Origin of the sequence: Streptomyces sp. NPDC052042, from assembly GCF_044548345.1 — a bacterium.
Lineage (GTDB): Bacteria > Actinomycetota > Actinomycetes > Streptomycetales > Streptomycetaceae > Streptomyces.
In genome coordinates, this window is record NZ_JBIUBU010000001.1 from 895,091 (window position 1) to 921,559 (window position 26,469).

Annotated in this window: 17 protein-coding genes; 11 read left to right on the forward strand and 6 right to left on the reverse strand. The window is 71.8% G+C overall.

Translation table 11 applies throughout. The features are described from left to right. Nucleotides 1-584 precede the first annotated feature (584 nt). The 3 genes from ACIHCL_RS03855 (at nt 585) to pepN (ending at nt 7,900) form a co-directional block, all read left to right on the forward strand. Nucleotides 585-3,896: a S8 family serine peptidase gene (locus ACIHCL_RS03855; protein WP_399856599.1), complete on the forward strand. Its 3,312-nt coding sequence runs from the start codon at nt 585-587 to the stop codon at nt 3,894-3,896. A gap of 229 nt (nt 3,897-4,125) precedes the next feature. Continuing rightward, complete coding sequence (locus ACIHCL_RS03860; protein WP_399856601.1) at nt 4,126-5,154, forward strand: aspartate-semialdehyde dehydrogenase; 1,029 nt, start codon at nt 4,126-4,128, stop codon at nt 5,152-5,154. Between the two features lie 169 nt (nt 5,155-5,323). Continuing rightward, on the forward strand, nt 5,324-7,900 hold the full coding sequence (gene pepN, locus ACIHCL_RS03865) for an aminopeptidase N (RefSeq protein WP_399856603.1): 2,577 nt from the start codon (nt 5,324-5,326) through the stop codon (nt 7,898-7,900). 110 nt (nt 7,901-8,010) lie between these two features. On the opposite strand, the gene alc is transcribed toward pepN, so the two are convergent. The 5 genes from alc to ACIHCL_RS03890 form a co-directional block, all read right to left on the reverse strand. After that, nucleotides 8,011-9,186 (reverse strand): allantoicase, encoded by a 1,176-nt coding sequence (gene alc / locus ACIHCL_RS03870; RefSeq protein ID WP_399856605.1) that lies wholly within the window; start codon nt 9,184-9,186, stop codon nt 8,011-8,013. A 55-nt stretch (nt 9,187-9,241) separates the two neighbouring features. Further along, nucleotides 9,242-10,210, reverse strand: a complete 969-nt coding sequence (locus ACIHCL_RS03875) for a LysR substrate-binding domain-containing protein (RefSeq protein ID WP_399856607.1) — start codon at nt 10,208-10,210, stop codon at nt 9,242-9,244. A gap of 256 nt (nt 10,211-10,466) precedes the next feature. After that, nucleotides 10,467-10,694 (reverse strand): hypothetical protein, encoded by a 228-nt coding sequence (locus tag ACIHCL_RS03880; protein WP_399856608.1) that lies wholly within the window; start codon nt 10,692-10,694, stop codon nt 10,467-10,469. Between the two features lie 178 nt (nt 10,695-10,872). Next, nucleotides 10,873-13,068: a 4-alpha-glucanotransferase gene (malQ, locus tag ACIHCL_RS03885; protein WP_399856610.1), complete on the reverse strand. Its 2,196-nt coding sequence runs from the start codon at nt 13,066-13,068 to the stop codon at nt 10,873-10,875. Next, nucleotides 13,069-13,350: a hypothetical protein gene (locus ACIHCL_RS03890; RefSeq protein ID WP_399856612.1), complete on the reverse strand. Its 282-nt coding sequence runs from the start codon at nt 13,348-13,350 to the stop codon at nt 13,069-13,071. Between the two features lie 437 nt (nt 13,351-13,787). Here ACIHCL_RS03890 and ACIHCL_RS03895 point away from each other — a divergent pair, with 437 nt between their 5' ends. Then, nucleotides 13,788-16,877 (forward strand): beta-N-acetylglucosaminidase domain-containing protein, encoded by a 3,090-nt coding sequence (locus ACIHCL_RS03895; protein ID WP_399856613.1) that lies wholly within the window; start codon nt 13,788-13,790, stop codon nt 16,875-16,877. Nucleotides 16,878-17,212: 335 nt separating this feature from the next. Here ACIHCL_RS03895 and ACIHCL_RS03900 read toward each other — a convergent pair whose 3' ends face one another. Next, complete coding sequence (locus ACIHCL_RS03900; protein WP_399856615.1) at nt 17,213-17,773, reverse strand: HNH endonuclease; 561 nt, start codon at nt 17,771-17,773, stop codon at nt 17,213-17,215. 330 nt (nt 17,774-18,103) lie between these two features. Here ACIHCL_RS03900 and ACIHCL_RS03905 point away from each other — a divergent pair, with 330 nt between their 5' ends. The 7 genes from ACIHCL_RS03905 to ACIHCL_RS03935 all read left to right on the forward strand — a co-directional run bounded on the left by ACIHCL_RS03905 (nt 18,104) and on the right by ACIHCL_RS03935 (nt 26,334). Beyond that, nucleotides 18,104-19,171, forward strand: coding sequence for a mechanosensitive ion channel family protein (locus ACIHCL_RS03905; protein ID WP_399856616.1), 1,068 nt, complete (start codon nt 18,104-18,106; stop codon nt 19,169-19,171). 362 nt (nt 19,172-19,533) lie between these two features. Beyond that, nucleotides 19,534-20,757, forward strand: a complete 1,224-nt coding sequence (locus tag ACIHCL_RS03910; RefSeq protein ID WP_399856618.1) for an ROK family protein — start codon at nt 19,534-19,536, stop codon at nt 20,755-20,757. 108 nt (nt 20,758-20,865) lie between these two features. Continuing rightward, complete coding sequence (locus ACIHCL_RS03915; RefSeq protein ID WP_399856620.1) at nt 20,866-22,203, forward strand: ABC transporter substrate-binding protein; 1,338 nt, start codon at nt 20,866-20,868, stop codon at nt 22,201-22,203. Between the two features lie 79 nt (nt 22,204-22,282). Next, a complete protein-coding gene (locus ACIHCL_RS03920; RefSeq protein ID WP_399857135.1) occupies nt 22,283-23,164 on the forward strand; it encodes a carbohydrate ABC transporter permease in 882 nt (293 codons plus the stop codon). Between the two features lies 1 nt (nt 23,165). Continuing rightward, on the forward strand, nt 23,166-24,074 hold the full coding sequence (locus ACIHCL_RS03925) for a carbohydrate ABC transporter permease (protein ID WP_399856622.1): 909 nt from the start codon (nt 23,166-23,168) through the stop codon (nt 24,072-24,074). A 2-nt stretch (nt 24,075-24,076) separates the two neighbouring features. After that, nucleotides 24,077-25,366: a 6-phospho-beta-glucosidase gene (locus ACIHCL_RS03930; protein WP_399856624.1), complete on the forward strand. Its 1,290-nt coding sequence runs from the start codon at nt 24,077-24,079 to the stop codon at nt 25,364-25,366. Continuing rightward, a complete protein-coding gene (locus ACIHCL_RS03935) occupies nt 25,357-26,334 on the forward strand; it encodes an N-acetylglucosamine kinase (RefSeq protein ID WP_399856626.1) in 978 nt (325 codons plus the stop codon). The genes ACIHCL_RS03930 and ACIHCL_RS03935 overlap by 10 nt, the downstream gene beginning before the upstream one ends. Nucleotides 26,335-26,469 lie beyond the last annotated feature (135 nt).

The window sequence follows — 26,469 nt, forward strand, 5'->3', positions numbered from 1 at the left end:
CGGACGGGCCCCGGCGGACGGGCAGTCGCGGACGAACGGGCGCGGGCATGCAGATGGGCCCAGTCGGATGAGCCAGGGCGAGCGGACGGGCAGTCGCGGACGAACGGGCGCGGGCGTACGGGTGGGCCCAGTCGGATGAGCGAGGGCGAGCGGACGGGCGGACGTGTCCGGGTTCGGCCCCCGGGCACGAGAAACCCTGCTCACGGGCTCTTCGCGCTCGCCTCCGTGCGCGTGTGCGGCACCGCACGCGCCGCGCCCCGCATGGCGTCCGCACGCACGCCGTACACCGCGCGCCTCGCACTCACTCGCGCCCCGAGGACCACGCCTTGACGCCTTGCGCCGTGCCTCCCTGAGCCCGTACGGCACGCGCGTCACGCGCACCGCACCCCGCGCGCACCGGGCCCAACACCCGTTACAGGGACGGCTTTCCACCCTTTCATCCCCGCTGGCGCATCAGCTCCAGTGGCGGAATGCCGCCATGTCCACATCTCGCCCCCCGCAACTCTCCACAAAGCCCTGTCATTTACGAAAGGGTGAGCGGTCATCCGGTACCGAATTCCGGACTGTCTCTTTCACTTTCAGGGATGCTGATGACCACCGAGTCCTCCAGTCTCATACCCGGGGCGAGACGCGCGGCCCGAGTCGCGGCTGCCGCCGGCCTGGTGGCCGCGCTCGCCGCCGCAGGCGCGGCCCCCGTCTTCGCCCTCGACGACCCCACGCCCGGTCCTGTCAAGTCCGCCGCCGCGGACGCCTCGAAGGACAAGCTCGGCGCAGCCGACGCCGAGATCCTGGCCAAGGCAAAGGCCAAGGGCGAGAAGAACATCACGATGATGGTCGCCACCACGCCCGGTGCGACCGCTCAGGTCGCCAAGCAACTGGACGCCGTCGAAGGCTCCGTGCTGGGACGTGCGTACGACAAGCTCGGCTACGTACGGGCCACCGTGCCGACCTCGACCGCCGAGGCGACCATCAAGGCCGCCTCCAAGCTGTCGTCCGTCCACGGCATCGATCTCAAGCAGGAGATCAAGCTGGACGACCCGACGCCCGAGGGCGACCGCGCCGCCGGGGCCAAGGCGAAGACGAAGGCCACCGGCAGCTACCCGGCGCCCGACAAGAAGACCCCGGCGAAGAACCCGTACAACCCGTCCTTCGAGACGGGCGCGGTGGACTTCGTCCAGCAGCACCCCAAGGCCGACGGCCGCGGGATCACCATCGGCGTCATCGACTCGGGTGTCGACCTCGGCCACCCGGCGCTGCAGAAGACCACCACGGGCGAGCGCAAGATCGTCGACTGGGTGACCGCCACGGACCCGGTCAACGACGGCGACGGCACCTGGCTGCGGATGACCGACTCGGTGTCCGGCCCGACGTTCACGTACAAGGGCCGCACCTACAACGCGCCCAAGGGCAACTACAAGATCAGCCTGTTCGCCGAGGCCGCCACCAAGGGCGGCGACATGGCGGGCGACTTGAACCGCGACGGCGACACCACCGACGTGTGGGCCGTGCTGTACGACCCGGTCACCGGTGACGTGCGCGTCGACCTGAACGACAACGCCGACTTCACCGACGACACCGCCCTGAAGCCGTACAAGGAGAAGCACCAGGTCTCCTACTTCGGCGAGGACGACCCGCGGACCGAGGTCGTCGAGCGCATCCCGTTCACCATCGAGACGCGCAAGAACGTCGTGTACAACGCGGCTGGCGCCAAGGCCGACTTCGTCAACATCGGCGTCATCGAGAGCGAGCACGGCACCCACGTCGCGGGCATCACCGCCGCGAACGGCCTGTTCGGCGGCAAGATGAACGGCGCCGCGCCGGGTGCGAAGATCGTCTCCTCGCGGGCCTGCACCTGGTCCGGCGGCTGCACCAACATCGCGCTCACCGAGGGCATGATCGACCTCGTCGTCAACCGCGGCGTCGACGTCGTCAACATGTCGATCGGCGGCCTGCCGCCGCTGAACGACGGCAACAACGCCCGCGCCCAGCTCTACAAGCGGCTCGTCGACATCTACGGCGTCCAGCTCATCATCTCGGCCGGCAACAACGGCCCGGGGCTGAACACCATCGGCGACCCCGCTCTCGCCGACCACGTCATCTCCGTCGGTGCGTCCATCTCCAAGGAGACCTGGGCCGCCAACTACGGCTCGAACGTCACCAAGAAGTACGACATGATGCCGTTCTCCTCGCGCGGCCCGCGTGAGGACGGCGGCTTCACGCCGACCCTGTCGGCCCCGGGTGCCGCGATCAACACCACCCAGACCTGGCTACCCGGCAGCCCGGTCAAGGAGGCGGGCTACAGCCTGCCGGCCGGCTACTCCATGCTCCAGGGCACCTCGATGGCCTCGCCGCAGGCCGCCGGTGCGACCGCGCTGCTGCTGTCGGCCGCGAAGCAGAAGCACATCGAGCTTCCGCCCGCCGATCTGCGCACCGCGCTGACCAGCTCCGCCACCCACATCAAGGACGTGCCCGCGCACGCCCAGGGCGCCGGTCTGATCGACATCGTCGGCGCCTGGAAGCTGATCGAGAAGCAGGGCGCCCCGGCGCACGAGTACACGGTGAAGGCTCCGGTCGACACCGCGCTCGACTTCGCGCTCAAGACCCCCGGCTTCGGCACCGGCATCTACGACCGCGAGGGCGGCCTGAAGGCCGGCCAGAAGAAGACGTACGACGTCACGATCACCCGCACCACGGGTCCGGACAAGGCCGTCAAGCACCAGCTGTCGTGGAAGAACAACGACGGCACCTTCAAGCTCGTCGGCCCGTCCGCCGTCTCCCTGCCGCTGGACCAGCCGGTCACGGTGAAGGTTCAGGCGAAGCCGGGCAGCACGGGCGTGCACAGCGCGATCCTGAGCGTCGACGACAAGAAGACCATCGGCGTCGACCATCAGATCCTCGCCACGGTCGTCGTCTCCACGGAGCTGGCGAAGCCCTCCTACGCGTTCAAGGCGTCCGGCTCGGTGCAGCGCAACGGCACCACGTCGCACTTCGTGACCGTTCCGGAAGGCGCCAAGACCCTTGAGGTCGCGATGAGCGGGCTGCGCTCCGGCAGCCAGACCCGCTTCATCTCGCTTCACCCGTACGGGGTGCAGATGGAGAGCAGCTCCACCATCTACTGCTACCCGAACTACGAGAACCCGACCAACCCCTGCCGCCCCGACGTGCGCTCCTACAAGGACCCGCAGCCGGGCGTCTGGGAGATCGAGGTCGAGTCGCGCCGCACCTCGCCGTTGCTGGACAACCCGTACAAGCTGGATGTCTCGCTGCTCGGTGCCACCTTCGACCCGGCGGTGCAGACCCTTCCCGAGGCGAAGATCGGCACCCCGGCCGCGGTGACCTGGAAGGCCACCAACAACGCCGGTGACCTGGTGGGCTCGCTCAAGGGCGGCTCGCTGGGCTCGGCCAAGGTCGACAAGCCGACGATCAAGACGGGTGACGAGCAGCTGTACACCGTCACCATCGGCGAGGGCGTCGAGAAGCTGGACGTCGCCATCGGCGGCACCTCGGACACCAACGCGGACCTGGACCTGTACGTCTTCAAGGGCAGCACCCAGGTCGCCGCGTCCACCACGGCCGGTTCCGAGGAAGCGGTCAGCATCGCGGAGCCGGCCGCCGGTACGTACACGGTCCTCATCCACGGCTACTCGGTCCCGGCCGGGACCAGCACGTACGACTACCGCGACGTGTACTACGCGCCGTCGCTCGGCTCGATCGAGGTCGACGAGTCGAAGGCCGTGAACCTGGCGGGCGGTGCCTCCACCGAGATCTCCGCCGAGGTGTCCGTCGCCGGGACGGCCCCCGCGGGCCGGCAGTTCTTCGGTGAGGTTCACCTGGTCAACGGCCGCGGCACCGCCGCGGGCACCGCCAGCGTCGTGATCGAGAAGGTCACGCAGTAAGGACCGGACCGCACGGGATCGGCATGTGATCCGTACAACAGTGGGGCGGGCGCTCGGCAGAGCTCCCGCCCCACTGCCGTGCGCGCCGCGCCCGCGCTCCCCCGCACCCGCGCACCACCGGGCGGGCGGACGCTGTCCACACCCCGGACAATGGATTGGACAAGGAAGCCGTGGACATACGCATCATGGAACGGCAACCGTGCCAGTTCGTACGTTCGAAGGAGTTCCCGTGAAGGTCGGAATCGTCGGCGCCACCGGTCAGGTCGGCACAGTCATGCGCGGGATCCTGGCCGAGCGGAAGTTCCCGATCGACGAGTTGCGACTGTTCGCCTCCGCGCGCTCCGCGGGCTCCACCATCGAGTGGGAGGGCCGGGAGATCACCGTCGAGGACGCCTCGACCGCCGACTACACCGGACTGGACATCGTGCTGTTCTCGGCCGGTGGCGCCACCTCGAAGTCACTGGCCGAGAAGGTCGCCTCGCAGGGGGCCGTGGTCATCGACAACTCCTCCGCCTGGCGCAAGGACCCCGAGGTCCCGCTGGTGGTCTCCGAGGTCAACCCGCACGCGATCGCCAACCGCCCCAAGGGCATCATCGCCAACCCGAACTGCACCACCATGGCCGCCATGCCCGTGCTGCGCCCGTTGCACGAGGAGGCCGGCCTGGAGGCGCTGACCGTCGCCACGTACCAGGCGGTGTCCGGTTCCGGACTGGCCGGTGTCGCCGAGCTGCACGGCCAGGCGTCCAAGGTCATCGCCGACGCCGACAAGCTCACCCACGACGGCTCGGCCGTCGACTTCCCCGAGCCCGCCGTCTACCGGCGCCCGATCGCCTTCAACGTGCTGCCGCTGGCCGGGTCGATCGTGGACGACGGCTCCTTCGAGACCGACGAGGAGCAGAAGCTCCGCAACGAGTCCCGCAAGATCCTGGAGATCCCGGAGCTGAAGGTGTCCGGCACCTGCGTCCGGGTCCCGGTCTTCTCCGGCCACTCGCTCCAGGTCAACGCGCGCTTCACCCGTCCGATCGGTGTCGAGCGCGCCTACGAGCTGCTGAAGGACGCCCCGGGCGTCGAGATCTCCGAGATCCCCACCCCTCTCCAGGCGGCCGGCAAGGACGCTTCGTACGTGGGCCGGATCCGGGTCGACGAGACCGTGGAGAACGGCCTCGCGCTCTTCGTCTCCAATGACAACCTGCGCAAGGGCGCGGCGCTGAACACGGTGCAGATCGCGGAGCTGGTGGCGGCGGAGCTGAACGGCTGACGCGTTCGCGGACGGGAGAGGGCGGCCACCGGGGTTCGGTGGCCGCCCTCTCCCGTACGTCCGCGTCCGCCCGGGTTCGTCCGCGCTCCGCCCCGCTTCGTCCCCGCTCCGCACGGGGGAGCGACGTGGAAGGATGACGGGAAAACGTCACACCCAAGGAGATGACCGCGTGCCTGGCACGAATCTGACCCGAGAAGAGGCACAGGAGCGGGCGCGCCTGCTGACCGTGGACGCGTACGAGATCGATCTCGACCTCTCCGGAGCGCAGGAGGGCGGCACCTTCCGATCCGTGACCACGGTGCGCTTCGACTCCGCCGAGGCCGGTGCGGAGACCTTCATCGACCTGGTCGCACCGACCGTGCGCGAGGTCGAGCTGAACGGCAGGACGCTCGACGCGGACGCCGTCTTCCATGACTCGCGCATCGCGCTCCCGGACCTGGTCGCGGGCTCCAACGAGCTGAAGGTCGTCGCCGACTGCGCGTACACCAACACCGGCGAGGGCCTGCACCGCTTCGTCGACCCGGTCGACCAGCAGGCGTACCTCTACACCCAGTTCGAGGTGCCGGACGCCCGGCGCGTCTTCGCGAGCTTCGAGCAGCCCGACCTGAAGGCGACGTTCCGGTTCAACGTGAAGGCCCCGAGCGGCTGGACGGTCGTCTCGAACTCCCCGACGCCCGAGCCGCGCGACGACGTCTGGTCCTTCGAGCCGACCCCGCGCATCTCGACGTACATCACGGCCCTGATCGCGGGCCCTTACCAAGCGGTGCACAGCAGCTACGAGAAGGACGGCCGGACCGTTCCGCTCGGTATCTACTGCCGTCCGTCGCTGGCCGAGTACCTCGACGCGGACGCGATCTTCGACGTCACCCGGCAGGGCTTCGACTGGTTCCAGGAGAAGTTCGACTACGACTACCCGTTCGCCAAGTACGACCAGCTCTTCGTCCCGGAGTTCAACGCGGGCGCGATGGAGAACGCGGGCGCGGTCACCATCCGCGACCAGTACGTGTTCCGCTCGAAGGTGACGGACGCGGCGTACGAGACGCGGGCCGAGACCATCCTGCACGAGCTGGCCCACATGTGGTTCGGCGACCTCGTCACCATGGAGTGGTGGAACGACCTGTGGCTGAACGAGTCGTTCGCCACGTACACGTCGATCGCCTGCCTGGCGTACGCGGAGGGCTCGCAGTGGCCGCACTCCTGGACGACGTTCGCCAACTCCATGAAGACCTGGGCGTACCGCCAGGACCAGCTGCCGTCCACGCACCCGATCATGGCGGACATCCGTGACCTGGACGACGTGCTGGTCAACTTCGACGGGATCACGTACGCCAAGGGCGCCTCGGTGCTCAAGCAACTGGTGGCGTACGTCGGCATGGACGAGTTCTTCAAGGGCGTCCAGGCGTACTTCAAGACGCACGCCTACGGCAACACCCGCCTGTCCGACCTGCTGGGCGCGCTGGAGAAGACCTCCGGCCGCGACCTGAAGACCTGGTCGAAGGCGTGGCTGGAGACGGCGGGCATCAACATCCTGCGCCCGGAGATCACCACGGACGAGAACGGCCACGTCACCTCGTTCGCGGTCCTCCAGGAGGCCCCGGCCCTGCCCGCCGGTGCGAAGGGAGAGCCGACGCTGCGCCCGCACCGGATCGCGATCGGCTGCTACGACCTGGACGGCTCCGGCAAGCTGGTCCGCACCAACCGGATCGAGTTGGACGTCGACGGCGAGCGCACCCCCGTGCCCTTCCCGGCCGGCACCACCCGCCCCGCCGTGATCCTGCTCAACGACGACGACCTCTCGTACGCGAAGGTCCGGCTCGACGAGGAGTCGCTGCGCGTCGTCACCGAACACCTCGGCGACTTCACCGAGTCCCTCCCCCGCGCCCTGTGCTGGGCCTCCGCCTGGGACATGACCCGCGACGGAGAGCTGGCCACCCGCGACTACCTCTCCCTGGTGCTGTCCGGCATCGGCAAGGAGTCGGACATCGGCGTCGTCCAGTCGCTGCACCGCCAGGTGAAGCTGGCGGTGGACCTGTACGCGGCGCCGGAGTGGCGCGAGGCCGGTCTGACCCGGTGGACCGAGGCGACGCTCGCGCACCTGCGCTCGGCGGAGCCGGGCAGCGACCACCAGCTCGCCTGGGCCCGCGCCTTCGCGGCGACGGCTCGCACCCCGCAGCAGCTCGACCTGCTGGCGTCGCTGCTCGACGGCAAGGAGACCATCGAGGGCCTGGCCGTCGACACGGAGCTGCGCTGGGCGTTCGTCGAGCGGCTCGCCGCGACCGGCGTGTTCGAGGAGGACGAGATCGCCGGCGAGTACGAGCGCGACAAGACGGCGGCGGGCGAGCGCCACGCGGCGACCGCCCGCGCGGCCCGCCCGACGGAGGCGGCGAAGGCGGAGGCGTGGGCCTCGGTCATCGAGTCCGACCAGCTGCCGAACGCCGTCCAGGAAGCGGTCATCACCGGCTTCGTCCAGACCGACCAGCGCGAACTGCTGGCCCCGTACACGGAGAAGTTCTTCGCGTCGGTCAAGGAAGTCTGGGAGTCCCGCAGCCACGAGATGGCCCAGCAGATCGCCGTCGGCCTCTACCCGACCGTCCAGGTCTCGCAGGAGACCCTGGACGCCACGGACGCCTGGCTGTCCTCGGCCGAGCCGAACGCGGCCCTGCACCGCCTGGTCTCCGAGTCGCGCTCGGGCGTGGAGCGCGCCCTGAACGCCCGCGCGGCGGACGCGGCGGCGGCCACCGCGTAACACCCGGACAGAAGAACGAGGGTGCCCCGGACCGCCATCGGCGCGGCCCGGGGCACCGCCGTTCCTGTTTCCCGGCCCGGACCCGCGACGCGCGCGGCCCCGGCGGCGGACTACGCCCGCGCCTGCTCGTAGCGGCGGGTCAGGTCGGCCAGGCCGGTCTCCGTGAGGCTGCCGTGCAGGCGCATCCGGGCGACGCCCCCGTCGGGGAAGGCGTCGAGGCGGACGTGGGTGACGACCGCCTCGGCGCTCAGCGGGAAGCGGTGGGGGGTGTCGGGCTGGAGGCGGATGCGGGGGATGATCTCGAACCATTCACCCGTCTCGCCGTTGCGGCCGTGCAGGGCGATCCAGCCGGCCGCGTTGCCCTTGAGGTAGGCCGTGTCGATCTCGATCGCGCGGACCGCGCCCTGGGCGGGGAGGCGGAAGCGGACCCAGTCGTTGGTGTCGCGGACCCGGCGGCGGCGGTTCTCCCAGCCGTCGTCCATCTTGCGGGAGGTGCCGGGCAGGATGATCTGGGTGGGTGAGGAGTAGAAGCGGTCCGAGGCGTCCTCGTAACTACCGCCGTTCAGGACGGACAGCAGGTCGAAGGTGCCGAGCGCGGCGAGCCAGGACGGGTCGGGGAGGACCTCGCCGTGGACGCGGAGGCGGGCGATGCCGCCGTCGGGGTGCTGGCACAGGCGCAGGTGGGTGTAACGGCGGCCGTCGGTGATCGCGAAGCCGTTGGCGGCGTGGCCGCGCACCGGGGTCGGCGGGACGATCTCCTCCCACTTCACATCGTCCGCGAGGAGTTCCTCGGGGCTCGGGGCGCCTTCGACGGCCGTCGCCTGGATCGAGACGCGCTGGGGGTAGTTGCCGCGGAAATGGGCCGTGTCCACGACGATGCCACGGATCACGCCGGGGGCGCCGAGGCGGATCAGGGCCCAGTCGTGCTCCTCCGGCGCCGGGAACGGGTGCTCCGCGTCCGCTCCGCGTCGACGGCGGGTCTCCCAGCCGTCCATGACCTTGCCCTTGTGGCCGAAGCGCTCGGGGTCGAAGACCGCGCGCTCCGGGACGAGGAGGTTCTCGCGCTCGGCGAAGAACTCGTCATTGGCGGCGACCACGCCCGCGCCGATGCGGCGGTCGGCGAGGTCGACGAGATCGGTGAACGGGAGGTCGGTGGTGCGGTAGTCGGCGTACGGGTCGCCGCCGCCGTACGGGGCCGCGTCGTTGGCATGGGGATCCCCGACGGCGTTCTCGTGCTGGTTCTCGTGCGGCTTCCCCTGCTGGTTCTCGTTCTGGTCGAAGGTCATGGGGCCACTGTCGCCAGCGGCGACCCATCAGGTCCATCGAAAGTTTCTGCACTGTCTATGCAGTGGAACTGAACGATGCCGATCCGGCGGCGGGGGTGGATGTGGGGCGAGCGAACGACGCGGCGCTCTCGGTGAGTGCCGCGAGGACCCGGGCCACCGCGGGCCTCCGCTCGGCGCCCTGACGTACCGCCGCCACCACATGCCGGCGCGGCTGGTCCGCTTCCAGTACGCGCAGCACCACACCGCCCCGTCGGCCGTGCCGTTCCGCCGACGCCATGCGCGGGACCAGCGCGACCCCCATGCCCGCCTCGACCATGGCCAGGATCGCCGTCCAGCCCGCGGCGCTGTGCGCCCGTTCGGGTACGAAACCGGCGGCCTCGCACGCCGCCGTGGTGATCCGCGACCAGGGACCGGAGCCGCCGAAGATCCAGGGGTCGTCGCGGAGGTCCACCAGCCGGAGCCCGGGGACGGCGGCGAGGCGGTGATCGGCGGGCAGGGCCACGTCCAGCGGGTCCGCGAGCAGCGGCAGCACGGCGAACCGGGGGTCGTGGGCGGCCGGGGCGTGGGCGGCGAGGGACAGCGCGAGGTCCGCGTCACCGGCGGCCAGCAGTTCGTACGCCTGCGCGGCCTCCGCCTCCCGCACCCGCACGTCCGGTCCGGGCCGGTCCTCGGCACGCAACCGCTGGACGGCCGGTACGACGAGGGCGGTCACCGCCGTGGAGAACGCCGCGACCCGCACCTCTCCGGCCTCGCCGCGCAGATAGCCGGTCAGTTCCGCGTCGGCGCGCTCCAACTGGGCGAAGACCGCGTCGGCGTGACGCAGCACGAGGTGCGCGGCGTCGGTGAGACGGACCCGCCGGCCCTGGGCCTCCAGGAGCGGGACGCCGAGCTGCCGGGTCAGGTTGGACAGTTGCTGCGAGACCGCCGACGGGGTCATCAGCAGCGCCTCCGCGGTCGCGGTGACCGTGCCGCGGTCGCGCAGCGTGCGAAGGATGCGGAGCTTCTTGACGTCCCAGTCGGTCATGGACGCAACCTACGCAACCCGAGGGCGGTGGCCCGTCCGGCCCGATGACGGTGCCCCGTCCGCGAAGACGCGGCCCGCCCGGGACGAGACCTCTCCGGAGACACGCGTCCGCCCACGACGACAGGGCCCGCCGTCGCCCGGACGTGCCGGTGCGCCGCGCGGCACGAGGTACCGGCGGCGCACTCGACGGGGCGGGGGGCGGGTCCGGGTCCGTCTCCCGGACCGACCCGCTTCCCGTACCCGTCTTCCGGGGTCGTCAGGCCTTCTTGGACTTGTCGAAGATCATGACCAGGCCCGCGATGACCACGTACAGGGCGATGGGGGCCACGACGTACAGGCCGACCGTCTCCATCACGCTCAGGCCCGGACCGGGGTCGTCACCGTCGTCGCGGGTGAGCGCGAGCGCGGGGGACGACATGAGCAGCATCATCAGCGTCGTTCCGGCCGCGACGGCGCCGGCGCGCATAGCGTTCTTCTTGTCCACGGTGCAAACGTAGCGAACGCCTACGACGGGCGCGCGTCCGGGGTGCCGTACGGGCCTCGGCATCGTCTGTGGATCACACGGCGAACCGCGCGCGGAGCGTGTACGGACCGCGTTCGGGGCGGATTCGGGGCGGCAGCCGGTATGCGTCGCCGCCCTTTCGCCCCGTGGTCGTCGGCGGTCATCTCACCCGGTGGTCCTCGCGGGGGCGAAAGACTTCCATCAGCCGGTGCAGGCGGGGCGCGGCGGCCAGTTCCTCCAGGGTGACCGGTTCGCCCTCCGCGTCGGCGAGCGGCAGCCGCCAGTTGGGGTACTGGTTCCAGGTGCCCGGAACGTTCTGCGGGCGGCGATCGCCGAGCGCGTCGGGGAGCCAGACGCCGACCATGCGGGCGGGGGTGCGCAGCAGGAAGCGGTGGACGGCGCGGACGGCGCCCTCCTCGTCGCCCTCGCCCTCCGGGAGCAGGCCGAGCCGGGTGAGGTGGCCGAGCCACTCGGCGGTGTCGTGGGCCTCCGCGGCCCGCTCCTCCGCGAGGCCGCGGGTGAGCAGGCCGAGGTCGTGGCGCAGCGCCACGTGGTCGCCGGTCAGCCGGGCGGCGGTGGGCGGCAGGTCGTGCGTGGTGGCGGTGGCCAGGCAGCTCTCCCGCCACCGCTCGGGGGCGAGCGGGCGTCCGGTGCCGTCCCAGTCCCGCTCGAACCAGAGCACGGAGGTGCCGAGCACCCCGCGGCGGGCCAGGGTCTCGCGCACCCGCGGTTCGACGGTGCCGAGGTCCTCCCCCACGATGACGGCCCCGGCGCGGTGCGCCTCCAGCACGAGGACCGCGAGCAGCGCCTCGGCGTCCTGGCCGACGTACGTGCCCTCGGTCGGCGGACGTCCCTCGGGCACCCACCAGAGCCGGAACAGGCCCATGACGTGGTCGATGCGCAGGGCTCCCGCGTGGGCGAGGAGGCCGCGCAGCAGTGCGCGGTACGGGGCGTAGCCGGCCGCGGCGAGGGCGTCGGGGCGCCACGGGGGCAGCCCCCAGTCCTGGCCCCGGGCGTTGAAGGCGTCCGGGGGCGCGCCGATGGACATGCCGTGCGCGAAGGCGTCCCGCAGGGCCCAGGCGTCGGAGCCGCCGGGGTGCACGCCGACGGCGAGGTCGTGGACGATGCCGACGGTCATCCCGGCGTCCAGGGCGGCGCGCTGGGCGGCGGCGAGCTGCTCATCGGTCAGCCAGGCCATCCGGCAGTGGAAGTCGACCCGGTCCAGGAGTTCGCGACGGGCCCGGGCGGTCTCCTCGGAGCGGGGGTCGCGCAGGGCGGACGGCCAGGTGCGCCAGTCGGGGCCGTGCACCTCGGCCAGGGCGCACCACAGGGCGTGGTCCTCCAGGGCCTTTCCCTGGTGGGCCAGGAAGTCGCAGTAGGCGGCGCGGCGGCCCGGGGTGAGGGGGACGTCCCGGACGAGTTCGAGGGCCCGGCGCTTGAGTGCCCAGACGGCGTCCCGGTCGATCAGGGCGCCCTTGTCCACCACGGTGTCGCCGAGCGCGGCGGCGCCCTGCCGCAGGTCGTCGAGGGCGACCCGGTCCGGTACGTGGCCGTACTCGGGGACCGACTCCACGCGCAGGTGGACGGGATCGGGGAAGCGCCGGGACGAGGGGCGGTACGGGGAGGGGTCGGTGGGGTCGCCGGGCACGGCGGCATGGAGCGGGTTGACCTGGACGAATCCGGTGCCGAGCGCGCGCCCGGACCAGGCGGCCAGGTCGGCGAGGTCGCCGAGGTCGCCCATGCCCCAGGAGCGGGCGGAGCGCAGGGAGTAGAGCTGTACCAGGAAGCCGTGGCAGCGGGCGGTCGGGCCCGGGGCCCGGGGCGGGGCGACGACGAGCGTGGCGGACGCGGTCCGGCCGCCCGGCACGCGCGCGGACAGCCGGTGCACGCCGAGCGGCGGTTCGACCCACCAGGCGGGGGCCGGCGGCCCGTCCGCCGCGGCTGCGGCGCGTCCTCCCGTGACCGCGCCCGGACCGGTCCCCGTACCGGCGCCTCCGCCCCCGCCCGGGTCGGCCCCTCCGTCAAAGCCACGGCCGGCCGTGATCCGCATGGGCGGCGGGGGCGCACCGGCGTCTTCGAGGACGACGTCGAGCGTGGTGCCGGGCGGCAGGGCGGTCAGTGGACCGGGGGGCGGTTCCCCGGCCCACACCACCAGCGTCGGCGGGAGGAGCGCGGACCGGGCGGCGGACTCGGCGGCGGCGAGCGACTCCCGTACCGCTTCGGGGGTGGCGGCGTCCACGCCGAGCGCGGCGAGCACGGCGAGCAGCGTGTCGTCGGGGACGGACACCGTGACACCGGCGGACGGGGAATAGGAGGTGGCGACGCCGTGCAGTGCGGCGAGCCGGGACAGGCCCATTCAGACTCCTGGGGACTCCATGCCCCACGGGCGGCCGGCGGTGGCCGGCTCGCTGGTCAGCGGGGCTTGGGCGGCGAGCGGGGGTTCGCTGGTCAACGGGGTCGCCTCGGCGAGCGGGGGCTCGCTGGTCAGGGGTATCGCGTCGGCGAGCGGCGGCTCGCTCGTCAGCGGTCCGGGACCGGGGGCGGGCAGCGCACCGGGCGACGGCGGGTCGGGCAGCGGGTCGGGGCCGGGGGCCTGCGGGGAGAGGGCGGAGAGCAGAAGCTGCGCGGCAGCGGGCATGGTGGCCTCCTGGCCGTGGCGGAACAGGGCACAGCACGCCTACCCAGCGGGCCCGGCCGCAGACGCAGGCGTTATCGCAACGAGTTGAACGTGCTCCGAGTCACATTCCTTTCCGCCAGGGGCGGTTCTCCGCAAGTCATCCGCCGATTTCGGCCATTCGGCGTCATCTTTGGCGTCATACGCCGACAGCCGACCGTCTCTCACCACCCCCATTCAATCGGGCATTTACGGCACAACCGCCACGCGCATTGACACCCTCGCGCGCGGGTGGTGGGCTCGGAAGTCCCGACGGGAGCGGCGCGGACGCCGCCGACGGGGGCAGGGGCAAGCACCGGTCGGGGCCGCGACGGCGCCACCGGTGGAACGAGGGCAGCGCCACGGGCAGAGGCGAAGGAAGCGTCACCGGCGGGAGCCGGGGGGAGCGAGGGAGACGAGCGATGCGGCTCAGGTGCGGAAAGCGGGCGACGGCCGTCGCGGTCGCCGTACTCGGCGGGCTGCTCTCCACGGGAACCCCGGCCGCGGTCGCCGCCCCCTCGGCGCCCGGCTCCCCGTCCGTCACCAGCCCGGACCGCGCACAGGACGGCGCACCGCCTGCCGTGTGGCCGCGCCCCCAGTCCATCGAGACGGCCGGCCAGGCCGTCCCGCTCACCGCCGAGGTCACGCTCGCGGCCGGTGCGGACGCCGATCCGTACGCCGTCGACGCGCTCCGGGAACTGCTGCGCAGCGCGGGCGTGGGCACGCTCCACGAGGCGCTGCCGGGCCGCGGCCCCGTCGTCCGGCTCGGCGGGGACGGCGCCCGCGACGCGCTGCGCACGCTGCGCGCCCCCGACCGTGGCGATCTGCCCTCCGGCGGCTACCGGCTCGCGGTCGGCCGGGTCGCGGGCCGGGACACCGTCGCCGTGGACGGCGTCGGCGAGGACGGTCTGTTCCACGGTGTACAGACGCTGCGTCAGCTCATCCGGAACGGTGGTGTCGCCGCGGTCACGGTCCGGGACTGGCCGGGCACCGCCGTACGCGGGATGACCGAGGGCTTCTACGGGGAGCCGTGGTCCCTCGCCGAACGGCTGGCGCAGATCGGCTTCATGGGGCGCACGAAGCAGAACCGGTACCTGTACGCGGCGGGCGACGACCCGTACCGGCAGGCCCGGTGGCGCGATCCGTATCCCGCCGAGCGGCGGGCCGACTTCCGGGCACTGGCCGAGCGGGCCCGCGCCGAGCATGTGACGCTCGGCTGGGCCGTCGCCCCCGGCCAGGCCATGTGCATGGCGTCGGACGACGACGTGCGGGCGCTGACGAGGAAGCTCGACGCGATGTGGGCGCTGGGCGTGCGGGTGTTCCAGTTGCAGTTCCAGGACGTCAGCTACAGCGAGTGGCACTGCGACCGGGACATCGACACGTTCGGCAGCGGCCCCGAGGCGGCGGCCCGGGCGCAGGCGCGGCTGGCGAGCGCGGTGGCCCGGCATCTCGCGGACCGGCATCCGGGGTCGGAGCCGTTGTCGCTGATGCCGACGGAGTACTACCAGGACGGGGCGACCGCATACCGCACGGCGCTCGCGAAGGAGTTGGACGACCGGGTGCAGGTCGCCTGGACCGGTGTCGGGGTCGTGCCCAGGACCATCACCGGCGGGGAACTGGCCGGGGCGCGCGCCGCGTTCCGGCATCCGCTGGTCACGATGGACAACTACCCGGTGAACGACTACGCGCAGGACCGGATCTTCCTCGGCCCGTACACCGGCCGGGATCCGGCGGTGGCGGCCGGTTCCGCGGCGCTGCTGGCGAACGCCATGGAGCAGCCGACCGCGTCCCGCATCCCGCTGTTCACCACCGCGGACTTCGCGTGGAACCCCAGGGCCTACCGGCCGCAGGAGTCCTGGCAGGCGGCGATCGACGACCTCGCGGGCGGCGACGCCGGGACCGGGGAGGCGCTGCGCGCGCTGGCCGGGAACAACGCGGCGTCCGTCCTGGGCGGCGACGAGTCGGCGTACCTGCGGCCGCTGCTGGACGCGTTCTGGCAGTCGCGGACGTCGGAGGACGCCGCGGCACGGGACCGTGCGGCCCGCGCGCTGCGGGACGCGTTCACCGTGATGCGCCAGGCGCCGCAGCGGCTGAAGGGTGCGGCCGGCGGGCGGCTCGACGAGGAGGTGCGGCCGTGGAGCGAGCAGTTGTCCCGGTACGGCCGGGCCGGGGAACTGGCCGTCGACCTGCTGCGGGCCCAGTCGCGCGGCGACGGCGCCGCCGCGTGGCGGGCGTCCCTGGCGCTGGAGCCCCTGCACCGGGCGGCGAAGAAGAGCGACGCGACGGTCGGCGAGGGGGTGCTGGGCCCGTTCCTGGACCGGGTGCGCCGCGAGGCCGACGCCTGGACCGGCGCGGACCGGAAGGCGGGCTCGGTGACGCGGTCGCCGGGCAGCTACACGGTGCGGCTGAACCGGCCCCGTCCGGTGGAGACCGTGACGGCGATGACCGTGCCCGGGAGCGGTACGGCGTCCGGTGCGAGGCTGGAGGCGCACGTGCCCGGCGAGGGCTGGCGCGCGCTGGGGCCGGTGTCGGAGACGGGCTGGACCCAGACGGCGGCCCGGGGGTTGCGCGCGGACGCGGTCCGGCTCAGCTGGCCCGTCGCCGGTCCGGCCGCTCCCCCGGTCATCACGGGCGCGCTGCCGCCGCTCGTCCCGGACGGCATCGCCCCAAGCGGCGTGCCCGGGGCCTCGAAGGACGCGGACTTCCTCGACGCGGACTCCGGAAGCCAGGACTCCGGAAACCGGGACTCCGGGGACGCGGCGGCTGTGCGGGTAGAAGCGCTCGTGCCGTGGTTCGGCGACGAGCCGGCCGCCCGGCTCGCTCTCGCGCGCGACGAGACGGACGCCGAGATCGGTGGTGGACCGCAGCGGGTCCGGGCCCGGCTGGCCGCCCAGCGCCCCGCCGAGGTGCGGGGCAGGCTCACCGCTCGGGCTCCCGAGGGCATCGAGGTGAGCGTGCCGAAGCAGACGAGGGTGCCGCGCGGTTCCCGTACCGACGTCCCCGTCGAGATCACCGTCCCGGCGGGCACCCCGGCCGGGGAGTACGAGGTGCCGATCGGCTTCGGCGAGGAGCGCAGCACGCTGACCGTCCGGGCGTACCCCCGCACCGGGGGCCCCGACCTGCTGCGCGCCGCCGCCGCGTCCTCCTCCGGTGACGAGACCCCGGACTTCCCTGCGTCGGCCGCCTCCGACGGCGACCCGGAGACCCGCTGGTCCTCCCCGGTCGAGGACGGTGCCTGGTGGCAGGCGGAGCTGCCGCAGCCGGCCCGGCTCGGCCAGGTGGTGCTGCACTGGCAGGACGCCTATGCCTCCCGCTACCGGATCCAGGTCTCGGCGGACGGCCGGAACTGGCGCACGGCGGCGACCGTGCGGGACGGGCGGGGCGGACGCGAGGCGGTCCGGATGGACGCGAAGGAAACCCGCTTCATCCGGGTCCAGGGGGATGCCCGGGGCACCGAGTTCGGCTACTCCCTCTGGTCGGTGGAGGCGTACGCGGTCGCCGAAGCGGACTGACGCCGGGCCCCGGACGCAGCGGACCGGCGGGGCCCCCGGCGGGCCCTTCGCGGGCGTCCGAAAACCCGGGCGTCCCAAAACCGGGCGTCCGAGAGCCCGGGCATCGCAAGACCCCCGGCGTCCGTAGGGCCCGGGGAACGACAAAGGCCCGGATTACGGCACAGCCTCTAGCTAGTGCCGCGGCAGGAGACGTTTGCCCGTCAAGGAGCGCGTCCGGTGCGTGCTCTCGGTGTGCCGGCCGGAAACCCTCGTACTGGACGTACTCGGGTTTTCGGCCGGTGCGGCGAGAGGGCGTGCCGGACGTCGCGACGGGGCGAACGTTGCCTGATGCGGCACTAGGCTGATACGCCGTCGATCCGGGCCATCGACGCGCCGTCGATCCGGGCCATCGCGTCGTCAGCGCCGAAGGGTTGCAAGTACGGCAACCAGCGCGGATCGCGATGCCCGGTCCCGATGATGCGCCAGGCGAGGCCCGTGGGCGGGGCGGGCTGCCGCCGCAGCCGCCAGCCGAGCTCCGGCAGGTGCCGGTCGGCCTTGACGTGGTTGCAGCGGCGGCAGGCCGCGACCACGTTGTCCCAGGAGTGCTGCCCGCCACGGCTGCGCGGGATGACGTGGTCGACGCTGGTCGCGGCGGCGCCGCAGTACATGCAGCGGCCTCCGTCACGGGCGAACAGGGCCCGGCGGGTCAGGGGTACGGGCCCCCGGTAAGGGACCCGTACGAACCGTTTCAGACGGACGACGCTGGGGGCCGGCACGACCCGGGTGGCACTGTGCATGAAGGCGCCGGATTCCTCGAGACAGATGGCCTTGTTTTCGAGCACGAGGACGAGAGCGCGGCGAAGCGGTACGACGCCGAGCGGCTCGTACGACGCGTTGAGAACTAGGACATGCGGCACGGTGGACGCCTCCTTGTACGCCGGCGGCGCGTGGCTCGCGCCGGGACGATCCGTTCCAAGTTTCTCCTTACGCCCGGTCGAAGCGCCACCACGTGCAGGTAACGGGCCGGAAGGATTCTTCTCCGCCATGGCCGCCCCCGACCGTCATCGCCCGCCGGAACGGGCTCCTTTGGCCCGTCGCTGTGGCGGTGGCCGCCCGAATGTGTGATCGGCCACATGTGCGCCCCAGCGCCCCCGTGACGCCTCCGTCCGCTCGCTCACGGGCGGTGGTGCGCCTCGGCTGCCCCGTTAGTGTGGTGGGTCTGTCGCACCCCATCCGGAGGTTTCGTCGTGTCCCTGCCCGCCCTGCTGACCGCAGTCCCGTCACCCGGGCCCGGCAGCTCTCTCGACGAGGCGGCCGAGCAGGCCGGCAACGCCGCAAGCTGGGTGGAGGAGAACTGGTCCACCTGGCTGAACACCGGTCTGCGGATCGTGCTCATCGCGGCGGTCGCGATCGTGCTGCGGACCATCATCCGGCGCGCTCTCACCAAGCTCATAGATCGGATGAACCGCGGTGCCCAGGCGGTGGAGGGCACCGCCCTGGGCGGGCTGCTGGTCAACGCGGAACGCCGCCGCCAGCGCTCCGAGGCGATCGGTTCGGTGCTGCGTTCGGTGGCGTCGTTCCTGATCCTCGGTACGGCCTGCCTGATGATCCTGGGCGCGTTCCAGATCAATCTGGCCCCACTGCTGGCCTCCGCCGGTGTGGCCGGTGTGGCGATCGGTTTCGGTGCGCGCAACCTGGTCACGGACTTCCTGTCCGGCGTCTTCATGATCCTTGAGGACCAGTACGGCGTCGGCGACACCATCGACGCGGGCGTCGCCAGCGGCGAGGTCATCGAGGTCGGCCTGCGGGTCACCAAGCTGCGCGGTGACTGCGGCGAGATCTGGTACGTCCGCAACGGCGAGGTGAAGCGGATCGGCAACCTCAGCCAGGGCTGGTCGACGGCCGCGGTCGAGGTGGTGCTGCACCCCTCGGAAGACCTCGACCGGGTCCGCGCGGTGATCGACGACGCCGCCGCTTCGATGGCCAAGGAGGACCCGTGGAACGAGCGACTGTGGGGCCCCGTGGAGGTGCTGGGCCTGAACGACGTGCTGCTGGACTCCATGACGGTCCAGGTGGCGGCGAAGACCATGCCGGGCAAGGCGGTGAGCGTGGAACGCGAGCTGCGCTGGCGGATCAAGCAGGCCCTCGTCGTGGCGGGCATCCGGATCATCGGCGGCGCTCCGCCCCAGGAGGAAGAGGAACCGGCCCCCGACCCGGCCGCCGGTGTGGCCGCCCCGTCGGCGTTCTCGTCGACGACCTCGCCGCAGACCCTGGCCAGCAACCCGATCACCCCGCCGTCGAACCTGTCGAAGTAGCCGGGATTTCCGAACCCGGGCCCGTGGAAGGGGCACCCGCGAATCCGTCGAGTCGGTTCGCGGGTGCCCCTTCCGCCGTATCCGCGCCCCGTGTTCCCCGCCCCGGCAAGGGACGGCGGACGGCCAGGGACGAGCGGCCGGGGATGACCGGAGACGGCCGGGGCCGGCCGGGAAGGACCGGGGCCGGCCGGATGCGGCCGGAAGACGGCCGAAGGGAGGCCGCCACGTAACGCTTTGATTGCCGCGGCGATGCTGACCATTGACGATCCGGCCATGGCGCCATACGGTCCTGTCACCCAATAGGAAACTTTCCTAACAACTTTTCCAACAACCTTTCCGAACAGAGGGCAGGTGGAGCGGCCATGGCCGGAACCACACCGGGTACCCCCCGCGTTCTGCGGGCCATGAACGACCGGGCCGCTCTCGATCTGCTGCTGGAGCACGGCCCCCTGTCCCGTACGAGGATCGGCAAGCTGACGGGGCTCTCCAAGCCCACCGCCTCCCAGCTGCTGGCGCGGCTGGAGGCGGCCGGGCTGGTCGTCGCCACCGGCACCGTGGCGGGCCGGCCGGGGCCCAGCGCCCAGCTGTACGCGGTGAACGCGCGGGCCGCGCATGTCGCGGGGCTGGACGTGAACGCCCGGCGCATCCTCGCCGCCGTAGCCGATGTGACCGGCGAGACGGTCGGTGAGTTCGAGCTGCGCACCCCGGGGCGACGCGCCGACTGCGTGGTGCGTCAGGTGACGGACGCGCTGGACGGGGCGGTCAAGGACGCCGGGCTCACCCGCTCCGGGATCCACCGCGTCGTCATCGGCACCCCCGGCGCCTTCGACCCCGGCACCGGGCGGCTGCGGTACGCCTCGCACCTGCCCGGCTGGCACTCCCCCACCCTGCTGGACGAGCTCGCCGCGTTCCTGCCGATGCCGGTCGAGTACGAGAACGACGTGAACCTGGTCGCGATGGCCGAACAACGGCTCGGCGCGGCGCGGGGACACGAGGACTTCGTCCTGCTGTGGAACGAGGAGGGGCTCGGCGCCGCCATCGTGATCAACGGACGGCTGCACCGCGGCTTCACCGGCGGTGCCGGAGAGGTCGGTTTCCTGCCCGTGCCGGGCACCCCGCTGGTGCGGCAGGTCACCAAGGCGAACTCGGGCGGGTTCCAGGCGTTGGCGGGCGCGCAGGTGCTGTCCCGGCTGGCCCGGGAGCTCGGCATCGACGACGAGGCCGTCCGCGGCCCCGGCACCCATCACGAAGTGGCGTCCCGGCTGATGGCCCGGGCCGCCGAGGCCGTGGAGTCGGGCGAGGACGGCCCGTACGCCGGGCTCCTCGACCGGTTCGCCACCGCGCTCGCCACCGGACTCACCTCCATGATCGCCGTGCTGGACCCGGAGCTCGTCGTGCTGTCCGGCGACGTGATCGCGGCCGGCGGGGAACCCCTGCGCGGCCGGGTGGAGTCCGAGCTCGCCGAACTGGCCGCCTCCCGGCCCCGGTTGATCGCCGGTGCCGTGACGCATCGCCCCGTCCTGCGCGGCGCGCTGGAAAGCGCCCTCGCCACCACCCGCGACGAGGTCTTCGACACCTCGCGCTGAATCCGTACCCCCCGCGGCCCGTGCCGCACACGCCCCGCACACCGCACCCGTTCCTCCCCCACCCGTACGTCACCCAACTCCGCATCTCGTACACCGGGAGTCACCGCCATGTCCGGAAACCGCCGGAAGACGGCCGCCGCACTCGCCGCGACCGCCGCGCTCACGCTGTTCGCCTCCGCCTGCACCGGCCAGAACAACTCCGGTGCCACGGACGACGCGTCCAAGGAAACGACCATCACCTTCTGGCACGGCTGGAGCGCCCCGAGCGAGGTCAAGGCGATCCAGGACACGGTCGCCGCCTTCCGTGAGAAGCACCCCAACATCCGGGTGGACGTCGTCGGCAACATGACCGACGACAAGATCAACCAGGCGCTGCGGGCGGGCGGTTCGAAGGCTCCGGACGTCGTGTCGTCGTTCACCACGAACAACGTCGGGAAGTTCTGCTCCTCGAAGGCGTTCGTCGATCTGAACGCCCTTCTGAAGCGGGACGGCATCGACCCGGAGAAGACGTTCCCGAAGGCGATGAACGAGTACACGCAGTTCGACGGCGTGCGCTGCACCGTTCCGCTGCTCGGCGACGCGTACGGCCTCTACTACAACAAGGACGCGTTCGAGGCCGCCGGGATCACGGCGCCGCCGAGGACCTGGTCCGAACTCGCCACCGTCGCGAAGAAGTTGACGAAGACCAAGGGCGACTCGTACGAGCAGCTCGGGTTCATGCCGAACTACCACGGCTACGAGTCGACGACCGATCACTACCTCGGCGGCTGGGACCCGGAGTACTTCGACGCCGACGGCAAGTCGAACATCGCCAAGGACCCGGCGTTCGCCGCCATGCTCACCACCCAGAAGAAGCTGGTCGACGGACTCGGCGGGTACGAGAAGCTGGAGAAGTACCGCACCTCGTTCGGTGACGAGTGGGGGGCCAAGCACCCGTTCCACACCGGCCAGGTGGTCATGCAGCTGGACGGCGAGTGGCGGCTGGGGATGGCCGAGGAGAGCAAGCCGGGCTTCGAGATCGGTGTGGCCCCGATGCCCGTCGCCGACGACCAGGCCGACACCTACGGCAAGGGCTATCTGACCGGCACCATCGCGGGGATCGCGGCCACCTCGAAGAAGCAGAACGCCGCCTGGGAACTGGTCAAGTTCATGACGACCGACACCGACGCGGTCGTGAACTTCGCCAACGCCATCCACAACGTTCCCTCCACGCTGGACGCCCTCAAGTCGCCGAAGCTGAAGTACGACCCGCGGTTCAAGACGTTCCTGGACATCGCCGCCGACCCGCGGAGCACCACCACCCCGCCCTCCGTGAACGGCGGCGCATACCTGGTGTCCCTGCAGAACCTCGGATTCGACATCGAGAAGGGCAAGCAGAAGGACGTCAAGGCGGGTCTGGAGAAGACCGCCGCCGAGATCGACGCGGCGATCGCACAGGCGAAGTAGCGCCGCGGTGAGCAAGCGCACGGGCACGTACACCCTGGGCCGGAAGCACCGCAGATCGGCGCTGCTGACCGCCGCCTTCCTGTCTCCGTGGCTGATCGGGTTCTGCTTCTTCTTCGCCTACCCGCTCATCTCCACGCTCTACTTCTCCTTCACCTCCTACGACGGTTTCACCGCCCCCGAGTTCAGCGGGCTGAAGAACTGGGCGTTCGTCTTCTTTGACTACCCGCTGTTCTGGCCGGCGCTGCGCAACACCCTGTGGCTGGTCGTGGTGATGGTGACCTGCCGGGTCGTGTTCGGCCTCGGCATCGGGCTGCTGATCACCCGGATCAAGACCGGGACCGGCGTGTTCCGCACCCTGTTCTACCTGCCGTACCTGGCGCCGCCGGTCGCGGCGACGCTCGCCTTCGTCTTCCTGCTCAACCCCGGTACGGGGCCGGCCAATTCGGTCCTGGACGCGCTGGGGCTGCCCACGCCCGGCTGGTTCACCGACGCCGCCTGGTCCAAGCCCGCGCTCACCGCGCTCGCGGTGTGGGGGGTGGGCGACCTGATGGTGATCTTCATGGCCGCGCTGCTGGACGTGCCGAAGGAGCAGTACGAGGCGGCGGAGCTGGACGGGGCGAGCGCCCTCCAGCGGTTCCGCTTCATCACCCTGCCGAACATCTCGCCGATCGTGATGTTCGCCGTGGTCACCGGGGTCATCCAGACGATGCAGTACTACACCCAGCCGCTCGTGGCGGGGAAGATCGCCTCCGGCGTGATGGGCGGCTCCGGGCAGCAGTTCGAACCCGGCTATCCCGACAAATCGACACTGACGCTGCCCCAGCTCGTCTACAACCTCGGCTTCCAGCGCTTCGACTACGGCTCCGCCTGCGTGGTCGCGCTCGTTCTCCTCGTGCTCGCGATGGCGTTCACCGCACTGCTGATGCGGCGCCGCGGCGGACTGATCCAGGCAGGTGAGTGATATGGCGCAGGCACTCGACACCCCCGAGACGGCGGCCACGGCCCCCGCTCCGGCCCCCGCCACCCCGGCCGTACGCACCGCACGCCGCAAGGCGCTGCTGAACTGGATCGCCGTGCACGCGCTCGGGGTCGCCGCGGCGCTCTTCTTCGTGCTGCCGTTCGTCTTCCTGCTGCTCACCTCGCTGATGAGCGACCAGCAGGCGCTGACCCGCGATCTGTGGCCGCACCCCTTCGAATGGGGCAACTACAAGAAGGTGTTCGACACCCCGGGCTTCCTGACCTGGTGGAAGAACACCCTGCTGTACGCGGGGCTCGGCACGGTCCTGACCGTCGTGTCCTCGGTGCCCGTGGCGTACGCGCTCGCCAAGTTCCGCTTCCGCGGACGGCGGCTGTCGCTGATGCTCGTCATCTCGATGATGATGCTGCCACCGCAGGTCGTCGTCATCCCGATGTACCTGTTCTGGGCGAAGCAGATGGACCTGTCCGGCACGCTCTGGCCGCTGATCATCCCGATGGCCTTCGGCGACGCGTTCTCCATCTTCCTGCTGCGGCAGTTCCTGCTGACCATCCCGGACGAGTACCTGGACGCGGCGAAGGTCGACGGCTGCGGCGAACTGCGCACGCTGCTGAAGGTCGTCCTGCCGATGGCCAAACCGGGCATCGCGGCCGTCGCGCTGTTCCAGTTCTTCTACGCCTGGAACGACTACTTCGGCCCGCAGATCTACGCCTCCGAGAACCCGGCCGCCTGGACGCTCAGTTACGGACTGGAATCCTTCAAGGGCGCGCACCACACCGACTGGAACCTGACCATGGCCGCGACCGTACTGGTCATGGCCCCCGTGATCCTCGTCTTCTTCTTCGCCCAGAAGGCGTTTGTCGAGGGCGTCACACTGACCGGAGTGAAGGGCTGACCATGAAGCTCGCTGTAGTGGGTGGCGGTTCCACCTACACCCCCGAACTGATCGACGGATTCGCCCGGCTGCGGGACACCCTGCCCATCGAGGAGCTGGTGCTCGTCGACCCGGCGGCCGACCGGCTGGAACTCGTCGGTGGCCTCGCCGGGCGGATCTTCGCCAAGCAGGGGCACCCGGGCCGGATCGTCACCACCTCGGACCTCGACGCGGGCGTCGACGGCGCCGACGCGGTCCTGCTCCAGTTGCGCGTCGGCGGCCAGGCCGCCCGCAACCAGGACGAGACCTGGCCGCTGGAGTGCGGCTGCGTCGGCCAGGAGACCACGGGTGCGGGCGGCCTCGCCAAGGCGCTGCGCACCGTCCCGGTCGTCCTGGACATCGCGGAGCGGGTCCGCCGCACCAACCCGGACGCCTGGATCATCGACTTCACCAACCCGGTCGGCATCGTCACCCGGGCGCTGCTCCAGGCCGGGCACAAGGCCGTGGGCCTGTGCAACGTGGCGATCGGCTTCCAGCGGAAGTTCGCCCGGCTGCTCGACGTCGCGCCCGCCGAGGTGCACCTCGAGCACGTCGGGCTCAACCACCTGACCTGGGAGCTCGGGGTCCGGCTCGGCGGCCCGGACGGCGAGGACATCCTGCCGAGGCTCCTCGCCGAGCACGGCGACGCGATCGCGGGCGATCTGCGCATGCCCCGGGCGATCATGGACCGGCTCGGCGTCGTCCCCTCCTACTACCTGCGCTACTTCTACGCGCACGACGAGGTCGTGCGGGAGCTTCGCACCAAGCCCTCCCGAGCGGCCGAGGTCGCCGCGATGGAGAAGGAACTCCTGACCATGTACGGCGATCCCGCACTGGACGAGAAGCCCGCACTGCTCGCCAAACGCGGTGGCGCCTTCTACTCGGAGGCGGCCGTGGACCTGGCGTCCTCGCTGCTCGGTTCCGGCGGCGCCCCCGTCCAGGTGGTCAACACGTACAACAACGGCACACTGCCGTTCCTGCCGGACGACGCGGTGATCGAGGTGCAGGCCCGGGTCGACGGCTCGGGCGCGACCCCGCTCCCCGTACCTGAGCTGGACCCGCTGTACGCGGGTCTGATCGCCGACGTGACCGCGTACGAGCACCTGGCCCTGGAGGCCGCGCTGCTCGGCGGGCGGGCCACCGGGCGGGCGGGCGGAAGGAACGCGGTGTTCAAGGCGCTGCTCGCGCACCCCCTGATCGGCCAGTTCGAGTACGCCGAGGCGCTCACCGACAAGCTGATCGCGCACAACCGGGAGCACCTGGCGTGGGCATGAACGCTTCGGTCCTGGCGATCGACGCCGGGAACAGCAAGACCGACGTGGCCGTGATCGGCTCCGACGGAACGATTCTGTCGGCCGCGCGCGGCGGCGGTTTCCAGCCACCGGTGGTGGGCGTGGAGTCGGCCGTCGACGCGCTCGGCACGATCATCGGCCGGGCCCTGGAGCTGTCCGGGGTTCCGTCCGGCGGCGTCGCGCACGTGTCGGCCTGTCTCGCCAACGCCGACCTCCCGGTGGAGGAGGAGCAGTTGGCGGCGGCGCTGCGCGCCCGCGGCTGGGGCGAGTCGGTCGAGGTGCGCAACGACACCTTCGCGATCCTGCGCGCGGGGGTGGACGAGCCCCGGGGCGTGGCGGTCGTCTGCGGCGCGGGGATCAACTGCGTGGGCATGCTGCCGGACGGGCGGACCGCGCGTTTCCCCGCGATAGGCCGCATCTCGGGTGACTGGGGCGGCGGTTCGGGGCTGGCCGAGGAGGCGATGTGGTTCGCCGCGCGGGCCGAGGACGGGCGCGGCGAACCGACCGAACTGGCCCGTACGCTGCCCGGGCACTTCGGGCTCGACTCGATGTACGCGCTGATCGAGGCGCTGCACCTGGGCCGGATCGAGTCCGAGCGACGGCACGAGCTGACGCCGGTGCTCTTCGCGACGGCCGCTTCCGGGGACCCGGTGGCGGGCGCGCTGGTGGATCGGCTGGCGGACGAGGTCGTCGTGATGGCGTCGGTGGCGCTGGGGCGGCTCGGTCTGGTGGCCGAGGAGGCTCCGGTGGTGCTGGGCGGGAGCGTGCTGGCGGCCCGTCACCCCCGGCTGGACGAGCGGATCGCGAAGCTCCTGGCGGTACGGGCCCCGAAGGCGGTCGTCCGGGTGGTGACGGAGCCCCCGGTGCTGGGGGCCGCGTTGCTGGGCCTGGACCGGACGGGGGCGCCGGCTGAGGTGCACGAGAGGCTGCGCGCGCTGTACCGCCGCTGACCGGCCGTGGCCGTCGCTGGGGCGTCCCCTCCCCCCGGGGGCGGCCCCGGCCTTCCCCGGCCCGCCCCAAAGGTGCCCCGCGGTGTTCCGTGCCGCGGGGCACCTTCCGTGTGAGGGAACCGATGTGCGGTCCGG